Origin of the sequence: Streptomyces sp. NRRL B-3229, from assembly GCF_000719505.1 — a bacterium.
GTDB lineage: Bacteria > Actinomycetota > Actinomycetes > Streptomycetales > Streptomycetaceae > Streptomyces > Streptomyces griseorubiginosus.
In genome coordinates, this window is the sequence record NZ_JOGP01000038.1 from 13671 (window position 1) to 29274 (window position 15604).

At 71.3% G+C, this 15604-nt stretch carries 14 protein-coding genes; 10 read left to right on the top strand and 4 right to left on the bottom strand.

The genetic code is table 11. The features are described from left to right. Positions 1 to 36: 36 nt before the first annotated feature. Both IF54_RS0136905 and IF54_RS0136910 read right to left on the bottom strand, forming a co-directional pair. Positions 37 to 1206: a CaiB/BaiF CoA transferase family protein gene (locus tag IF54_RS0136905; RefSeq protein ID WP_030326964.1), complete on the bottom strand. Its 1170-nt coding sequence runs from the start codon at positions 1204 to 1206 to the stop codon at positions 37 to 39. Between the two features lie 276 nt (positions 1207 to 1482). Then, the gene (locus IF54_RS0136910; protein ID WP_030326966.1) at positions 1483 to 2532 is read right to left on the bottom strand and encodes a response regulator transcription factor; all 1050 of its coding nucleotides are present in this window, start codon (positions 2530 to 2532) and stop codon (positions 1483 to 1485) included. Between the two features lie 112 nt (positions 2533 to 2644). Here IF54_RS0136910 and IF54_RS0136915 point away from each other — a divergent pair, with 112 nt between their 5' ends. Beyond that, positions 2645 to 3067 carry a hypothetical protein gene (locus tag IF54_RS0136915; RefSeq protein ID WP_030326968.1) on the top strand — a complete coding sequence of 141 codons (423 nt, stop codon included), beginning with the start codon at positions 2645 to 2647 and terminating at the stop codon, positions 3065 to 3067. Between the two features lie 170 nt (positions 3068 to 3237). Beyond that, positions 3238 to 4281: an alpha/beta fold hydrolase gene (locus IF54_RS0136920; RefSeq protein WP_037821114.1), complete on the top strand. Its 1044-nt coding sequence runs from the start codon at positions 3238 to 3240 to the stop codon at positions 4279 to 4281. A 77-nt stretch (positions 4282 to 4358) separates the two neighbouring features. Here the strand turns inward: IF54_RS0136920 and IF54_RS0136925 are convergent, their stop codons facing one another. Beyond that, on the bottom strand, positions 4359 to 5738 hold the full coding sequence (locus IF54_RS0136925) for a glycoside hydrolase family 43 protein (RefSeq protein ID WP_030326970.1): 1380 nt from the start codon (positions 5736 to 5738) through the stop codon (positions 4359 to 4361). 229 nt (positions 5739 to 5967) lie between these two features. On the opposite strand from IF54_RS0136925, the gene IF54_RS0136930 reads away from it, so the two are divergent. The 4 genes from IF54_RS0136930 to IF54_RS0136945 all read left to right on the top strand — a co-directional run bounded on the left by IF54_RS0136930 (position 5968) and on the right by IF54_RS0136945 (position 9919). Continuing rightward, the gene (locus tag IF54_RS0136930) at positions 5968 to 7392 is read left to right on the top strand and encodes an amidase (protein WP_030326972.1); all 1425 of its coding nucleotides are present in this window, start codon (positions 5968 to 5970) and stop codon (positions 7390 to 7392) included. A gap of 25 nt (positions 7393 to 7417) precedes the next feature. Then, entirely contained in the window at positions 7418 to 7636 is a 219-nt protein-coding gene (locus IF54_RS0136935; RefSeq protein WP_028809216.1) for a hypothetical protein, read from the top strand. A 133-nt stretch (positions 7637 to 7769) separates the two neighbouring features. Further along, positions 7770 to 9245 (top strand): SPFH domain-containing protein, encoded by a 1476-nt coding sequence (locus tag IF54_RS0136940; protein WP_030326975.1) that lies wholly within the window; start codon positions 7770 to 7772, stop codon positions 9243 to 9245. Positions 9246 to 9472: 227 nt separating this feature from the next. After that, positions 9473 to 9919 carry a type II toxin-antitoxin system PemK/MazF family toxin gene (locus IF54_RS0136945; RefSeq protein WP_030326977.1) on the top strand — a complete coding sequence of 149 codons (447 nt, stop codon included), beginning with the start codon at positions 9473 to 9475 and terminating at the stop codon, positions 9917 to 9919. 3 nt (positions 9920 to 9922) lie between these two features. Here the strand turns inward: IF54_RS0136945 and IF54_RS0136950 are convergent, their stop codons facing one another. Continuing rightward, a complete protein-coding gene (locus IF54_RS0136950) occupies positions 9923 to 10870 on the bottom strand; it encodes a TIGR02452 family protein (RefSeq protein WP_030326978.1) in 948 nt (315 codons plus the stop codon). A 289-nt stretch (positions 10871 to 11159) separates the two neighbouring features. On the opposite strand from IF54_RS0136950, the gene egtA reads away from it, so the two are divergent. Genes egtA through egtD form a run of 4 tightly spaced genes read left to right on the top strand, consistent with a single transcriptional unit; the run spans position 11160 to position 15512 of the window. Then, positions 11160 to 12449 carry an ergothioneine biosynthesis glutamate--cysteine ligase EgtA gene (gene egtA, locus IF54_RS0136955; protein ID WP_030326980.1) on the top strand — a complete coding sequence of 430 codons (1290 nt, stop codon included), beginning with the start codon at positions 11160 to 11162 and terminating at the stop codon, positions 12447 to 12449. Next, on the top strand, positions 12446 to 13780 hold the full coding sequence (gene egtB, locus IF54_RS0136960) for an ergothioneine biosynthesis protein EgtB (RefSeq protein ID WP_030326983.1): 1335 nt from the start codon (positions 12446 to 12448) through the stop codon (positions 13778 to 13780). The genes egtA and egtB overlap by 4 nt, the downstream gene beginning before the upstream one ends. Continuing rightward, positions 13780 to 14553, top strand: a complete 774-nt coding sequence (gene egtC, locus IF54_RS0136965; RefSeq protein WP_030326985.1) for an ergothioneine biosynthesis protein EgtC — start codon at positions 13780 to 13782, stop codon at positions 14551 to 14553. Before egtB ends, egtC begins: the two co-directional genes overlap by 1 nt. After that, positions 14550 to 15512: an L-histidine N(alpha)-methyltransferase gene (egtD, locus tag IF54_RS0136970; RefSeq protein ID WP_030326986.1), complete on the top strand. Its 963-nt coding sequence runs from the start codon at positions 14550 to 14552 to the stop codon at positions 15510 to 15512. Before egtC ends, egtD begins: the two co-directional genes overlap by 4 nt. Positions 15513 to 15604 lie beyond the last annotated feature (92 nt).

Consider the following 15604-nt stretch of genomic DNA (forward strand, 5'->3'; position numbering starts at 1 on the left):
GCGGTAGTGCTCATGGCGGTGGTCCTTCCGGGTCGATCAGCGTGCGGTGGCGGCGAGTTCGGCGAGGACGTCCTCGGTGTCCTGGCCCGCGACTGGCGCCAGACGGCGGATCGAGCCGGGGGTGGCGGAGAACCGCACCGGGATCCCGATGGTGCGGACCGTGCCCTCGGTCGGGTGCTCGACCGTGTCGAGGAGATGACCGTCACGGACGTACGGGTCCTCGTGCGCGCGGTCCAGTTCCAGCACCGGGGCCATCGGGATGCTGTGCTTGGCGCACACCTCCGCCCACTCCTCGGTGGTCAGCGCGGGGGCGCAGGCCGCCAGGAGCGCGGCCAGGTCCTCGTGGTCGGTGCTGTCGATGGCGTCCCCGTTGACCCGCGGGTCCTCGGCGAGGTCGGGGCGTCCGGCCGCCGTGAAGAAGTCCCGGTAGTTGTGCGGGTTGTACGGCATGACGCAGGCCAGGCCGTCCTTGGTGCGCACCGCCTTGTGGCCCTTGAGCATGGACAGCGGGAAGCCGGTGGGGCCGGTCTCGGGGACGTGGGTGTGGCCGGCGAGGTGCTCGACCAGGTTGAACGCGATCAGCGTGTCCGTCATGGGGATCTCGACGAGCTGGCCCTGGCCGGTGCGGCCGCGGTGCAGCAGGGCGGCCAGCACGCTGTAGGCGATGGTCAGCGAGGAGACCTTGTCGCCGATGATGGTCGGCAGGTAGACGGGCTCGCCGAGCGCCCGGTCGGCGATGTCGACGAGGCCGGAGGCGGCCTGCACGGTCTCGTCGTACGCGGCGTTCCCTGCGCGGTCGGAGTCGCCGCGGAACCCCTGGGCGTGCGCGTAGACGAGGCCGGGGTTGCGGGCGGCGATGTCGTCATGGGACAGGCCCAGGCGGTGCAGCGCGCCGGGCCGCATGTTGGTGATCAGCACGTCGGCGGTGTCGATCAGCGCTAGTGCCCGCTCGCGGTCGGTGTCGTCCTTGAGGTTGAGGGAGACGCTGCGCTTGTTGCGGTTGACGTTGAGGTTCAGCGGGGTCATGCCGGGCGTGGTGCGGTAGTGGCCCACGCGGACGGTGTCGGCCGGAGACTCGATCTTGACCACGTCCGCGCCCAGGTCACCGAGGATCTGGGCGGCGTAGGGGCCCATCACCACGGTCGACAGGTCGATCACCCGGATGCCCTTCAGGGGGCCGGTGACGGTGTCTGCGAGGTCCGTCATGGCTTTCCTCACTCCTTGCTTCGCGGTTTCCGTGTATCTAGCACCTAATTTATATCGGGGGTGCACCGACAAGAAAGCCGAGGGAATGACCGAATAAGGAAAGGCGGTATGACCACTGCGGTCATACCGCCTGTTCACACTGCTTCTATTCGTCGAATTTCTATTAGCGAGGCAGCTACGGCCGCACCTCTGAGGAATTCTTGCCGAATTCAGAAACGCCGTTTTCCCGACCGCCCGTCAGGAGGAACGGCGGCCACTCGCAACTCCATACTTCCCTCACGCGCCCAGGGCCCGCGCCAGCAGCATCACGCGGTTGTTCGTCGTGGTTTTGGTGAAGATCGACTTCACGTGGTCCTGGACGGTGTGTTCGGAGAGGCACAGGCGGTGCGCCACCGTGTGGCTGTCGCCGCCCTTGGCCAGGTGGTGGAGTACGTCCACCTCGCGGGGGCTCAGGGCGAAGGACCTGGCGAAGAGGGCGAGCCGTTCCGCCGGGCAGGTCTCCTCCAGCGTGACGGCGATGCTGTGCCGGCGATCCGTGGGCATCACGTCGGCGATGCGGGCGGCGCTCAGGGTCAACCACAGGCCGTCCGCGAGGTGGAGCCGGGAGCGCGGGGGGTGGGTGTCGACGCCCGCCTCGACGGCCAGTAACTGGGCGGCGACGTCGTACACGCACGCGTGCATCGCCGCGCGGCCGTGCCCGGGTGGCACCAGTCGGCTCAGACAGGCGGAGGTGGCCGGGGTCTGGGCGAGTACCCGCAGATCGTGGTCGAGCAGCAGGGCCAGCGGACTCTGGAGCCGCGCCTGGGGCGGTCGTACGACGAAGGTCTCGGCCTGGGCGCGACGCAGGGCCGCCGTCACCGGAGCGGTCAGGCGGGCCAGGCAGGCGGCCTCGGTGGCGGTGAAGGGGCGGTCGCGCCGGTACAGGTCGAGGTGACCCCAGCAGCCGAAGCGGTCTCTGAAGACCAGCGAGGCGATGTCCCGGATGCCGTAGTCGCACAGCGCCTCGCGCCACAGGCGGCTGACGGTGGGGTCGGGGAGCCGGCTGAGCAGAGCCACGCGGTCGAGTGTCGTCCAGCGGTTGGCCGAGGTCAGGTATCTGAGACGGGTCGTCCTCGGCAGTTCCGGCGACCACGGCACGTCGGCGACGGGGCAGGAGCCCACCGTGGTCTCGGGGTCGGTCAGGGGGAAGCCGTAGGCGTCGAAGCCGATGGTGGTCCGCAGTTCGCCGAGGAGCCGTTCGCGCAGGGTCCGGGAGTCGCCGCCCGCCTCACAGAGACGGACGATCCGCTCGTACGACCTCGCGTACGGGGCGGCATGGAGGGCCATGATTCGAGCGTACGTCGCGATTCCCCACATTTCAGGGATGGGCCGCGCTCCCCACCAGGTCAAGCATGGAGGCATCAGCACACGCCGGAAGGCAGCGACCGAGGAGCCACCGATGAGAAAGACGTCGAGAACCCGTGCCGTCCTGGCCGCCGCCTCGCTCGCCGCCGCGGCCGCGCTCGCGACCGCCGCCCCGGTCGGGGCGCAGCCCGCCCAGGTTCTCCAGGCGACCCAGTCGAGCACCGTGTACGCGTGGATCGACGGCTGGGGCGGCGGCACGGTCACCAGCCGACCAGCCGGGATCAGTTGCCACACGACCGCCTGGGACCCGTACAGCTCCGAAGAACCGCCGCCGAACTCCACCGGCCCGTGCTCGGCGAGCTTCCCGGTCGGCACGACCGTCACCTTCACCGCGACGCCCGACCCGGGTTCAGCCGTCAACGGCGGCCCCGACCCGGCCTCGCTGACCGTGCGGTCCGGCTACAACGCCGTGTGGGCCATGTTCTGCCCGACGGACGGTCTCTGCTCCGCCGGGTGACCGCACCTGCCCGGGCGGCTCCGCAGCCCCTCGGCCGGTGCACCGGCACACCCCTGTCCACGAAGATCCACTGATCTGGGAGGATCCTCATGCCCGTCATCGTGAACAACCTCCGGGTACCCCACGAGTCCACCGTCCCCGCGAACATGGGCCAGGTCGTCGAACTGTTCGTGCGCGAGCGCGACGGCACGTCCCTCGGCCACCTCGACGAGCGCACGGCCGTCCTGATGCTCCACGGCCGCAGCGTTCCGGTGCTCGCGGGCTTCGATCTCGATTTCAAGTCCTACAGCTGGGCCGACGCGCTGGCCAGGGCCGGTTACGACGTCTTCATGATGGATCTCCAGGGCTCGGGGCTGTCACCGCGGCCGAAGATGGACGACCCTCGTAACGTCAACCCCGCCCAGCAGAACCTTCTGAAGCCGCGGCCTCCGGGTTTCACGCCGGGCCCGCCGAACTATCCGTTCCAGCTGACCAACTCGATCAGCGACCGGGACGACCTGAACGCCGTCGTGGACTGGATCATCCGCGAGCGCGGGGTGGAGAAGGTCGCCTTCATCGGTTGGTCCGCGGCCGCGTTCACGATGGGGCCGTACGCGGTCAAGAACCCGGGCAAGGTGTCGAGCCTGTTCCTGCTGGCGCCCATCTTCCCGCCCGAGGGCACGTCGAACGCCCCCGACCCGTTGCCGCAGCCCGGCTTCCCGACGTTCGTGAGCACGAAAGCAGGAACCTGGAACGGGTGGGGCAACGAGGTGCACTGCGAGGGGCAGCGCGAAGAAGAGATGCAGGACAAAGCGTGGGACGCGATCATGGAAAGTGATCCCGTGGGCAGCACCTGGGGGCCGGTCGGTGAAGGGCGCAATCGCATCAGAAACTTCGTCCGGTGGGGCTGGAACAAGACCACCGCGGCGCAGGACATCGTCCTCGGCGACCGCGTGCCGGTCCTCATCGCGTACGGGGAGTACGACAGGCAGGCGAACACGTCGAGCGAGGATCCGGAACTCAACTTCTCGGTCCCCGCGCTCTACAACGCCATCGCCGGCGGCCACAAGCTGATGGTCAAACTGGACTGCGCAGGCCATTCCGTGGTGTGGGAGATACAGCACAACAACGTGCACAACCTCTCGAAGCACTGGCTCAAGCACCTGAAGGTCGACGGCAAGTCCAACGGCGTCTTCGACATGAACACCAACGGCGACATCAGCCCGGCTCCGTAGGGCAGCTGCGCCGACATCACCCAGGGCCCGGGAGCCGGGACCGGATGCGAGAGATCCAGCAGCGGCGGCCGTGCTGCTCAGCCCCAGGCAGTCACCGGCACGAACGAACTGTCCTGCCGGAAGAGCTCCGTCCCGTCCGTCCGGTCCACCCGGAGTTGATAGTCGTAGTGGCGCAGGTAGCGGCCGGGGTGGTTGTACGCCTCCCAGCGGATCGAGCCCGACGACGTGCCCGTGCGGGCGATGAACGTCGCGTCCTTGGCGAAGGTCGAGGTGCCGTCGTGGGCGTCGAAGCGGGCGCGGAAGTCCCGGTGGCGGAGGTAGTTGCCGGACGAGTCGCGGAAGGAGCAGCCGCTCGGGTCGGCGAGTCCCGCGACCACGGTGAAGGTGGACGCCGTCTTCTCGGCGGATGTGCTGGAGCCGGTCACCACCGGGAGGTTGAGCAGGGAGGACTGGTTCTGCCAGTAGCGGGTGGTGTAGTTGGCCGACCGGAAGGAGCGCGTCACGTTCCTGGCCAGCGAAGGGCCCCCGGCCACCGTCTCCTTGACCACCGTGAAGTGGCGGGCCGTGCCCGAGATCACCGGCAGTGCCGTCGGGGCCGACCAGGTGGCGAAGGTGTCGTAGCTGTCGCTGTAGTAGTAGCTGCCGTCGCCGTAGCCGTCGAAGAAGATCCGCCAGCCGCCGTTGTCGAGCTGGATCACCGACGGGCCCTCGCGGTAGCTGCCCCAGCCCGCCCAGTCGCCGGTTCTGGAGATCGTGTAGGGGCCGTCGAGGGAGGACGCCGTGGCGTACTCGATGTACTTCGTCGTCTCGTTCTTCGTGAACGCGTGATAGGTCGAGCCGGACTTCACGAGGTACGTGTCGATGTGGTTGGCGCCGAGGCCGGACAGAGCCACCGGTGAACTCCAGGCCGTCAGGGCCGAGTTCGTCGCCCTGAGCCGGTACGGCGTGAAGATCCACTCGTCGCTGGTGAGCGAGCAGGACACGATGACGTTCACACTGCCGTCGCTGTCGACGAACCACTCCGGCGCCCAGGCGCGGGACAGGTTGGCGATCGGGACGGTGTAGTCGTACAGGAAGGTCCAGTTGGCCCGGTCGGAGCTGCGGGCGAAGCCGATGGTGGTGCTGACGTCCTGCCAGGTGTGGGTGGTGTAGGTGAGGTAGTAGGAGCCGTCGGTGTGCTTGAGGACGCTCGCGTCGCGGATCCTGTTGCTCGGCGGCGTGTAGGCGGAGGACTTGAGCAGCCGGAAGTCGGTGGCGTCGTCGGACTGGTAGACGTTCACCGTGCCGTCGTTGCTGTTGAGGAACGGCACGATCGTGTAGCGGGTGGCGGAGCCGCTGGGCGGGGCGGCGGCGAGGGCCTCGCCGGGCAGTTCGCCCACCAGGACGGCCGAGGCGGGCAGGGCGGCCATCGCGCGGAGCAGGGTGCGGCGGGACGGCGTGGGGGGACGTGTGGTCACGGGCGGCTCTCCCTTGAGCAAGGACGCGACGCCGCACAAGGATGCGACGCCGCTGTCCGGTATCCCGAACAGAGTTCGGGAAGTCGGTCAGACGGTAAGAGCCTGACCAGAACACGTCAATCCCCTGAGTAACCCCTGTTGCGCACAACCCCCGTTCCGGCGAAGCGCTTTCCGACGTTACCGTTCGGTAGACGGCGTCCGCCCGTCCTGGAGCCCGGAGGTGTCCCGTATGAGGTACGAGCGTTCCGCCGGGCTGGCGGAGACCGCCCGGGCGCTGGCCGACGGCGGCCTCACCTCCGTGTCCCTAGTCGAACGGACCCTGGCACGCATCGACGCCTCCCAGGACACCCTCAACGCCTTCCGGCTCGTACGGACCGAGGCCGCCCTGGCCGAGGCCGAGGCGGCGGACCGGGATCTCGCCGCCGGCGTGCGCAAACCGCTGCTCGGAGTGCCCGTCGCGGTCAAGGACGACATGGACGTGGCGGGCGAACCGACCGCTTTCGGCTGCCGGGGCGAGTTCCCCGCGGTCGCCCGCGACGGTGAGGCGGTACGGCGGCTGCGCGCGGCCGGTGCTGTGATCGTCGGCAAGACCAACACCTGCGAGTTCGGGCAGTGGCCGTTCACCGAGGGCCCCGCCTTCGGCGCGACCCGCAACCCATGGAGCCCCGAACACACCCCGGGCGGCTCCTCCGGCGGCTCCGCCGCCGCCGTGGCCGCCGGTCTGGTGCCGGTCGCCCTGGGCTCCGACGGGGCCGGTTCGGTCCGCATCCCCGCCTCCTGGACCCACCTGGTCGGCATCAAGCCGCAGCGCGGCCGCGTCTCCACCTGGCCGCGCGGCGAGTCCTTCCAGGGCATCACCGTCAACGGCACGCTCGCCCGCACGGTCGCCGACGCGGCCCTGCTCCTCGACGCCGCGAGCGGCAACCACCCCCTGGACCCGCACCGGCCGCCCGCCGTCGACGCCTGCGCGGCGGTCGGCCGCGACCCCGGACGGCTGCGCATCGCGCTCGCCCTGAAGCCGCCGTTCACCGCTCTGCCCGCCCGGCTCCGCCCGGATGTACGGGCGCGAGTCCTCGAACTCGCCGAGAAGCTTGCCGCGTTGGGGCACACCGTCGAGGAGGCCGATCCGCCGTACGGGCAGATCGGGCTCACCTTCGTGCCGCGCGCCACGGCCGGGATCGCCGAGCGGGTGCGGGAGGCGCCCTTCCCCGCGCTCCTCGACCGCCGCACCCGGGAGGCGGCCCGGCTGGGCGGGCTGCTCGGCGGGGTGCCGCTCCGGGCGGCGCGGCACTCGGAGGCGGTCCTGCACCGCCGTATCGGCGGCTTCTTCACGTCGTACGACGTCGTCCTCGCCCCGACCACCGCCGCTCCCCCGCCCCGCGTCGGGGCGATGCTGGAGCTGGGCGGGCTGGCCACCGACCGGGCGATGATCGCGGCCTGCCCCTACGCGTGGCCGTGGAACGTGCTGGGCTGGCCCGGGGTCAATGTCCCCGCCGGGTTCGTCGGGGACGGGCTGCCCGTCGGGGCGCAGCTGCTCGGGCCGGCGAACAGCGAGCCGCTTCTGCTGTCGCTCGCGGGGCAGTTGGAGGCGGAGCTGCGCTGGCACGAGGTGTGGCCGCCCGAGTGGGCGACGGTGGATTCACCCGCCGCGTGACGGCGCCCGCCCGTACCCTGTGGCCATGGACGATGCGTCGATGGTCGGGCTCATGGGGCGGGTCACGGGGACGGTCGGGCCGGGGCTCGTCGGCGAGGTGATCGTCCGGGTGCGGGGCGGCGCCGAGCACTTCCTCGCCTACCCCGCCACCGGCACCGAGCGGATCGAGCGGGGCACCGTGGTGATGGTGGTGGAGCACCTGCCCCCGAGGACGGTCTACGTACAGCCCGCCTACGACAGTTGAGCCTGCCAATGCGCAGGTGAGAAGCGTTTGTATCAAGGTTTCGACAAGGAATCCCCAGCGTCTTCACCCTGGCCTCCAACAGGCGCACACTCCCTTCGTTCGGTGCCGAAAGGGCACCATCAAAAGGGGGCGTATGCCGATGGTTGTCGGCGTCGTTGCGGGGGTGGCCGTTGCGGCCATCGCCGCTGTGATCGGTCTGTTCAAACTGATGTGGCGTGTCGCGGAACCCAACGAGGCACTGATCATCTCGGGCTCCAACCACAAGACCGAGGGCCTCGAGGCGGGCATGGGATTCCGCATCGTCACCGGGCGCGGCACGCTGGTGCTGCCCGGTGTCCAGGCGGTGCGCAAGCTCTCGCTCGACCTGAACGAGACCGAACTGCATGTGGACTGCGTGACCCACCAGGGCATTCCGCTCAAGGTGCGGGGCGTGGTCATCTTCAAGGTCGGCGACGACTTCGTGTCGATCGCCAACGCGGGGCGGCGCTTCCTCGACCAGCAGAAGCTGATGTCGGAGCGGGTGCACAACGTGTTCGCCGGTCATCTGCGGTCCATCGTCGGCGGGTTGACCGTCGAGGACATGATCCGCGACCGGGAGAAGCTCACCGGGCAGACCCGGGCCGCCTGCGGCACGGAGATGGAGAAGCTGGGGCTCATCGTCGACTCCCTTCAGATCCATGAGATCGAGGACCCGACCGGGTACATCCAGAACCTGGCGATGCCGCACGCGGCGGCCGTCCAGCGCGATGCCCGTATCGCGCAGGCGGAGGCGAACCGGCTGGCCACCGAGGCCGAGCAGCAGTCGTTCGCTCGGATGGCGGAGGCCACCCGGGACAGCGAGATCCTCCAGGCCGGCTACCAGGCCGAGCGGGACAAGGCGGCCGCGAAGGCGCGCCAGGCCGGCCCGCTCGCGGACGCCGGGGCCCGGCAGGAGGTCGTCGTCCAGGAGACCCGGGTCGCCGAACTCGAGGCGCACCGGCGGGAGCAGCAGCTACAGGCGGACGTCCGCAAGCCGGCGGACGCCAAGGCCTACGAGAAGCGGACACTCGCCGAGGCCGAGCGTGACGCGCGGATCTCCGGGGCCGAGGCCAAGGCGCGGGAGACCGAGCTGGCCGCGGCGGCGGAGGCCACCCGGGTCAAGACGGCGGCGGGTGCCGAGGCCGAGGCGACCAAGGCGCGCGGTGCGGCCATGGCGGCGTCCACCCGGGCCACGGGTGAGGCGGAGGCCGCGGCGGCCCAGGCCAGGGGTCTGGCCGAGGCTGAGGCCGCGAAGGCGAAGGGTCTCGCGGAGGCGGAGGCCATCAAGGCGCGTGCCGCCGCACTCGCCGAGAACCAGGAGGCGGTCGTCGCCCAGCAACTCGCCGAGAACTGGCCGGAGATCGTCAAGGCGGGCGCGTCCGCGTTCGGCAACGTCGACAACATGGTGGTGCTCAACGGCGCCGACGGCATGGCGGACATGTTCGCCAAGGCGCTCACCATGGGCGGTACGGGGCTGGGTCTGGCCCGTCAGCTGCTGGCGTCGATGAACCAGAACGGGCAGCAGGTCAACGGCACTTCGCTGAACGGCGTCGCCGCACCGCCCGCGCAGAAGGTACCGGTTCAGGAGTAACGGCAGGTTCCGGTCCAGGAGCAAGGTACGGCTCCTGGACCGGAACTCACGGACAGGCGGTCCGGGGCCTTCGGACAAAAGGGCCCCGGACCGCCGCCGTTGACGACGCTCCCCGGGAGCGGTTCGACGGCACCATCCCCCGCCGTACGAAGCAGACCGCGGCCCCGCCTCGCTCGTTGGACCGGCCGCGCTGCTCCTGCGACCCCGCACGTCATAAGGTTCCTCACGTGACTGCGTCTACCGATGAGAACGTCCCCGGCCGCTTCGGCGCCACCGCCACCACCGAGGCCGACCCGCGCGAGGTCGGCTCGGTGCGCACCGAGTACTCCCCCGCGCACGACGGCGACCCGGACCCCGGGGAGATCGTGTGGACCTGGGTGCCCTTCGAGGAGAACGACGGCCGCGGCAAGGACCGGCCCGTGCTCGTGGTCGCCCGCGAGGCGGCCGGCACCGTGCTCGCCGTCCAGCTGTCGAGCAAGCGGCATGACGGCGACCGGGAGTGGGTCGCCATCGGCAGCGGCCCCTGGGACCGCACCGGGCGGGACTCCTGGGTGGCCGTCGACCGCGTCCTGCGCCTGCACGAGGAGGGCATGCGCCGAGAGGCCTGCGCCCTGGACCGGGGCCGCTTCAACCTGGTCAGGCAGCGGCTGCACGAGCGGTACGGCTGGACCTGACGGTCAGCTCCGCGCCGGCTGCTGCTCGGCGAACGCCTGTACGAACGCCGCCCGCGCCACCGCACCCGGGGTGCGGTCGAGGACCCCGAACACCACGTGCTCGAAGGCCCCCGCGAACCGGCCGCCCGGGGCGAGCAGAGTCCGGAACGCCCCCGCCACCTGCGCGGGGTCGTTCTGGAACACCCCGCAGCCCCAGGCCCCCAGCACCAGGCGCCGATAGCCCAGGGCGACGGCGACCGACAGCACCTGCTCGGCACGCACCGCGAGGGCCCGCGGCAGCTCGGCCACCCGCTCGGGTGCCGTCCGCCGCACCACCCCTGCGTTCGGGGCGGCCGCCGTCAGGAAGCCCACGAGGTGTACCGAGTCCAGCAGACGGCCGCGGTCGTCCCGGAACACGGGCACGGCAGGCGAGTGGACGACCCGGTCCGTGTAGAACGGGTCGCGGTGGGCGCGGTGGTGGTCGTAGAACTCGCGGGCCCGGAGCAGGCAGGTGTACAGCGCGGAGGCCCGGCACAGGGCTTCCTCCTGGGCCTGGGCACCGTTGAGGAAGCCGCCGCCCGGGTTGCGGGCCGAGGCGAAGTTCAGCACCGCCACGCCCCCGGTGGGCCGGCCGACAGGCCGACCGGCGGAGGCCTCGCCGGACGGGCGGACCGCCTCCGGACGGCTCTCGCCCGGCCGGCGGCCCGTTCCCGGACCGGCCTCGCCCAACCGGCGCGCCGCCTCCAGACTGCTCTCCCCCGTGACCTCGAAAATCGTGTCCGCGGGAGCGAAGCCCGCCGCCGGAGCGAACTGCGGCACCTCCACCGGCCCAGGGCCGAACATCCGCGTCCCCGCCCGCGCCGCCTCGATGTCCTCGGCGAGGAGCACCTCGCGCCCGTCCGGCGCCCGGTAGCGTCCCGCCGCGACGATCTGTTCCGTCTCCTGCGCGAGACCGCGCAGCCGTGCGCTCATGGCGCCACCCCCGTGGACGCCATGACCGCACGCCGTGCGGTCTCCCCCGTCGTGCTCATGCGGGAATCGTGGGTGATGCTGGGGTGGCGGTGCAACAGAGTTTCCGACGCCCGCCGTTTCCGGAAAACGCCTCGAGAACCCAGGGAAAACAGAGATCCACGGCCCCTAATGCGCGGATGTGCCCCCTTGTGCGGAACGGAAAGAAGGTCTTGGGTGGGACGAGCGTTGCCGGTCCGACCCACCTGATCCCCGGACCGGTGGCATGGTGGAATCTCAGGAGGATCCCGACATGTCCGACTCCATAGGCGACTGTACGAGCCCTCGTACAGCGCTCCGCGAAGCAGAGCTCGAGGCCCTGGTCCGCGGCATCTGCTTCAAGACCGGTCCGCCCCGCCGCATCGGGGTGGAACTGGAATGGCTCGTCCACGAGCTGCGCAGCCCGCAGCTCCCCGTCACACCCGAACGACTCAAGGCCGCCTACGCCGCAGTGCGGACCGTACCCCTGAAGTCGGCACTCACCGTCGAACCGGGCGGCCAGCTGGAGCTGAGTTCCCAGCCCGCAGCATCCCTGACGGAGTGCATCGGCACCGTCTCCGCGGACCTCGCCGCCGTCCGTACGGCCCTCGCCGCACAGGGTCTCGGCCTCGTCGGCTTCGGCCACGACCCCTGGCACCCGCCGCGCAGATACCTCCTCGAACCGCGCTACGACGCGATGGAGACCTGCCTGGACCGCACCGGCCCGGCGGGCCGCGCCATGATGTGCACCTCGGCCTCCGTGCAGGTCTGCGTGGACGCCGGCCACGAGGAGCCCGGCCCCCTGGGCCTGGGGCGCCGCTGGTGGCTGGCGCACCAGTTGGGCGCCGTCCTGGTGGCCGCCTTCGCGAACTCGCCCCTGGCCGGTTCCGAGCCCACCGGCTGGCTCTCCACCCGCCAGCTGCTGTGGACCGAGATCGGCAAGGGCCGGGCGGGCGGCCCCGACCTGGACGCCGACCCCCGTGCGGCCTGGGCCCGGCACGTCCTGGACGCGCCGGTGATGTGCATACGGCGGGACAGCGGCCCCTGGGACGTCCCCGAGGGGCTCACCTTCCGGCAGTGGGCCAGGTCGGGCGTGCCCCGGCCGCCGACCCGGGAGGATCTCGACTACCACGTCTCGACGCTGTTCCCGCCGGTCAGGCCGCGCGGCCATCTCGAACTGCGGATGATCGACGCACAGCCCGGCGAGGACGGCTGGATCGTCCCGCTCGCGGTGACGGCGGCGCTCTTCGACGACCCGGAGACCGCCGAGACGGCCTACCGGGCGGTGAAGCCGCTCGCCGAGCGCACCCTGTCCCTGGCCGCCCCGCACAATCCGCTGTGGATCGACGCGGCCCGGCACGGGCTCACCGACCCGGAGCTGCGGGAGGCGGCCGTCGTGTGCTTCACGGCGGCCCTGGAGGGCCTGCCCCGGCTGGGCGCGGGCCCCGAGGTCATCGGCGCCGTCGAAACGTATCTGCACCGCTATGTGATCCGGGGCCGCTGCCCCGCCGACGATCTGCTGGACCGCACCCACGGTTCGCTCGGGAAGGAAATCCGCACATGACCGACCCCACCACCGCCCCCTCGGTCGAGGACCCCGAGTCCTTCCGTGAGCGGGCGGTGTCGACCCTGGTCACCGCCCGGGACCGCACGACGCTGCTCACCAGCTGCGTCGAGGAACCCGACCTGACCGCCCAGCACTCGCCACTGATGTCGCCGCTCGTGTGGGACCTCGCCCACATCGGCAACCAGGAGGAGCAGTGGCTGCTGCGGACGGTCGGCGGGCAGGAGGCGATACGGCCCGAGATCGACGGCATCTACGACGCCTTCGAGCACCCGCGCTCCGAACGCCCCACGCTGCCCCTGCTGTCCCCCGCGGAGTCGCGGCGCTACGCGGCCGAGGTGCGCGGGCGGGTCCTCGACGTCCTGGAGGGCACCGCGCTGCACGGGACCCGGCTCACCGAGGCCGGGTTCGCCTTCGGGATGATCGCGCAGCACGAACAGCAGCACGACGAGACCATGCTGATCACCCATCAGCTCCGCAAGGGCCCCGCGGCACTGACCGCCCCGGACCCGGAACCCGCCCCCCTCTTCACCGGCCCGGCCGAAGTCCTGGTCCCCGGCGGCCCGTTCACCATGGGCACCTCCGACGAGCCGTGGGCGCTGGACAACGAACGCCCCGCGCACCGGCGGGAGGTGGACGCCTTCTGGATCGACACCACTCCGGTGACGAACGCCGAGTACCAGGCCTTCATCGCGGACGGCGGCTACGACACCGAGCGCTGGTGGGCGCCGGCGGGCTGGACGCACATCAGGCAGCACTCCATCCACGCCCCGCTGTTCTGGAGCCGGGACGGCAAGCAGTGGCTGCGGCGGCGCTTCGGCGTCACCGAGGTCGTGCCGGCCGACGAGCCCGTGGTCCACGTGTCCTGGTACGAGGCCGACGCCTACGCCCGCTGGGCCGGACGGCGGCTGCCCACCGAGGCGGAGTGGGAGAAGGCGGCCCGCCACGATCCGGCCGGGAACCGCTCGACGCGCTACCCGTGGGGCGACGCCGACCCTCGGCCCGAGCACGCCAACCTGGGCCAGCGGCACCTGCGCCCCGCCCCCGCCGGAAGCTACCCGGAGGGCGAGTCCCCGCTCGGCGTACGGCAGTTGATCGGGGACGTGTGGGAGTGGACGGCGAGCGACTTCGAGCCCTACCCGGGGTTCCGGGCGTTCCCGTACAAGGAGTACTCGGAGGTGTTCTTCGGTCCCGACCACAAGGTGCTGCGCGGCGGTTCGTTCGCCGTGGACCCGGTCGCCTGCCGGGGCACGTTCCGCAACTGGGACTACCCGATCCGGCGGCAGATCTTCTCCGGCTTCCGCACCGCCCGTTCCGCGGGATCCGCCTGATGTGCCGTCACCTGGCTTACCTGGGACCCGAGGAGCCGCTCGGCCGGCTCCTCGTGGAGCCCCCGCACAGCCTGTACCGGCAGTCCTGGGCGCCGCGCCGGCAGCGGTACGGAACGGTCAACGCCGACGGGTTCGGGGTCGGTTGGTACGCCGAGGGCGACCCGGTGCCGGCGCGGTACCGGCGGGCCGGGCCCATCTGGGCCGACCTGTCGTTCGCCGACCTCGCCCGGGTCGTGCGGAGCCCGGCGGTCCTGGCCGCCGTACGCGACGCGACGCTGGCGGGCGCCGACGCCGAGGCCGCGGCGGCTCCGTACGCCTCGGGACCCTGGCTGTTCAGCCACAACGGCGCGGTGAAGGGCTGGCCGGACTCCCTGGCTCCCCTCACCGGGACCCTGCCCCCGGCGGACCTGCTGTCGATGGAGGCCCGCAACGACTCGGCGTTCGTGTGGGCGCTGGTCCTCAACCGGCTGCGCGGCGGCGACGAGGAAGGCCAGGCGCTCGCCGACACGGTCCTGGAGGTCGCCGAGGCGGCCCCGGGCTCCCGGCTCAACCTGCTGCTGACCAACGGCGAATCCATCGCCGCGACCGCCTGGGGCGACACCCTCTGGTACCTCCAGCGGCCGGGCCTCGGCACGGTCGTCGCCTCCGAGCCGTACGACGACGATCCGCACTGGCAGGAGGTACCCGACCGCACGCTCCTCGCGGCGAGCCGCACCGACGTGCTGCTGACCCCCCTGAAGTCCCTGGAACCACTCAAGGAGCCCCGCACGTGAGTCCGTTCCTTCTGACCCGCACCCTGCCCGAGGACGCCACCGAGGCCGCCCTGCGCGCCGACGTCCTCAAGGGCCTGACGCACATGCCCAAGACCCTGCCTCCGAAGTGGTTCTACGACGCCCACGGCAGTGAACTCTTCGAGCAGATCACCGAGTTGCCCGAGTACTACCCGACCCGCGCCGAACGGGAGATCCTCGTCGCGCGGTCCGGTGAGATCGCCGCGGCGACCGGTGCCCGCACCCTGGTCGAGCTGGGCTCGGGCTCCTCGGAGAAGACCCGGTATCTGCTCGACGCCCTGACCGGGCTGCACACGTACGTCCCGGTCGACGTCAGCGAGAGCGCGCTCACCCAGGCCGGGCAGGCGCTCATCGCCCAGCGGCCCGAACTGAGCGTGCACGCGCTGATCGCCGACTTCACGGCCGGTCTGAGCCTGCCGGACACGCCGGGCCCGCGCCTGCTGGCCTTCCTCGGCGGCACGATCGGCAATCTGCTGCCGGCCGAGCGTGCCGCGTTCCTCTCCTCGGTACGCGCCCTGCTCTCGCCGGGCGACGCGCTGCTGCTCGGCACGGACCTGGTCAAGGATGAGGACGTGCTGGTCAGGGCGTACGACGACGCGGCCGGGGTGACGGCCGCGTTCAACAAGAACGTCCTGACGGTCGTCAACCGCGAACTGGACGCCGACTTCGATCCCGGCGCCTTCGACCACGTGGCCCTGTGGGACGCCGGGAACGAGTGGATCGAGATGCGGTTGCGGTCCCGCACGGACCAGACCGTGAAGGTGCCCGCGCTCGACCTGGCCGTGGACTTCACGGCGGGCGAGGAGCTGCACACCGAGATCTCGGCGAAGTTCCGCAAGGACGGCGTCCGGGGCGAACTCTCCGCCGCTGGGCTGGAGTTGGCGCACTGGTGGACGGACGGCGAGGGCCGGTTCGCGCTGTCGCTGAGCGTGGTGCGGTAGCGGTAGCGGTAGCGGCAGGTGACGAAGGGGGCCCTCAGGTCCCCTTCGTCGGTCGAAGGCGCGCTCTCCTCGTCAGTCGAAGGCGCGCTCGC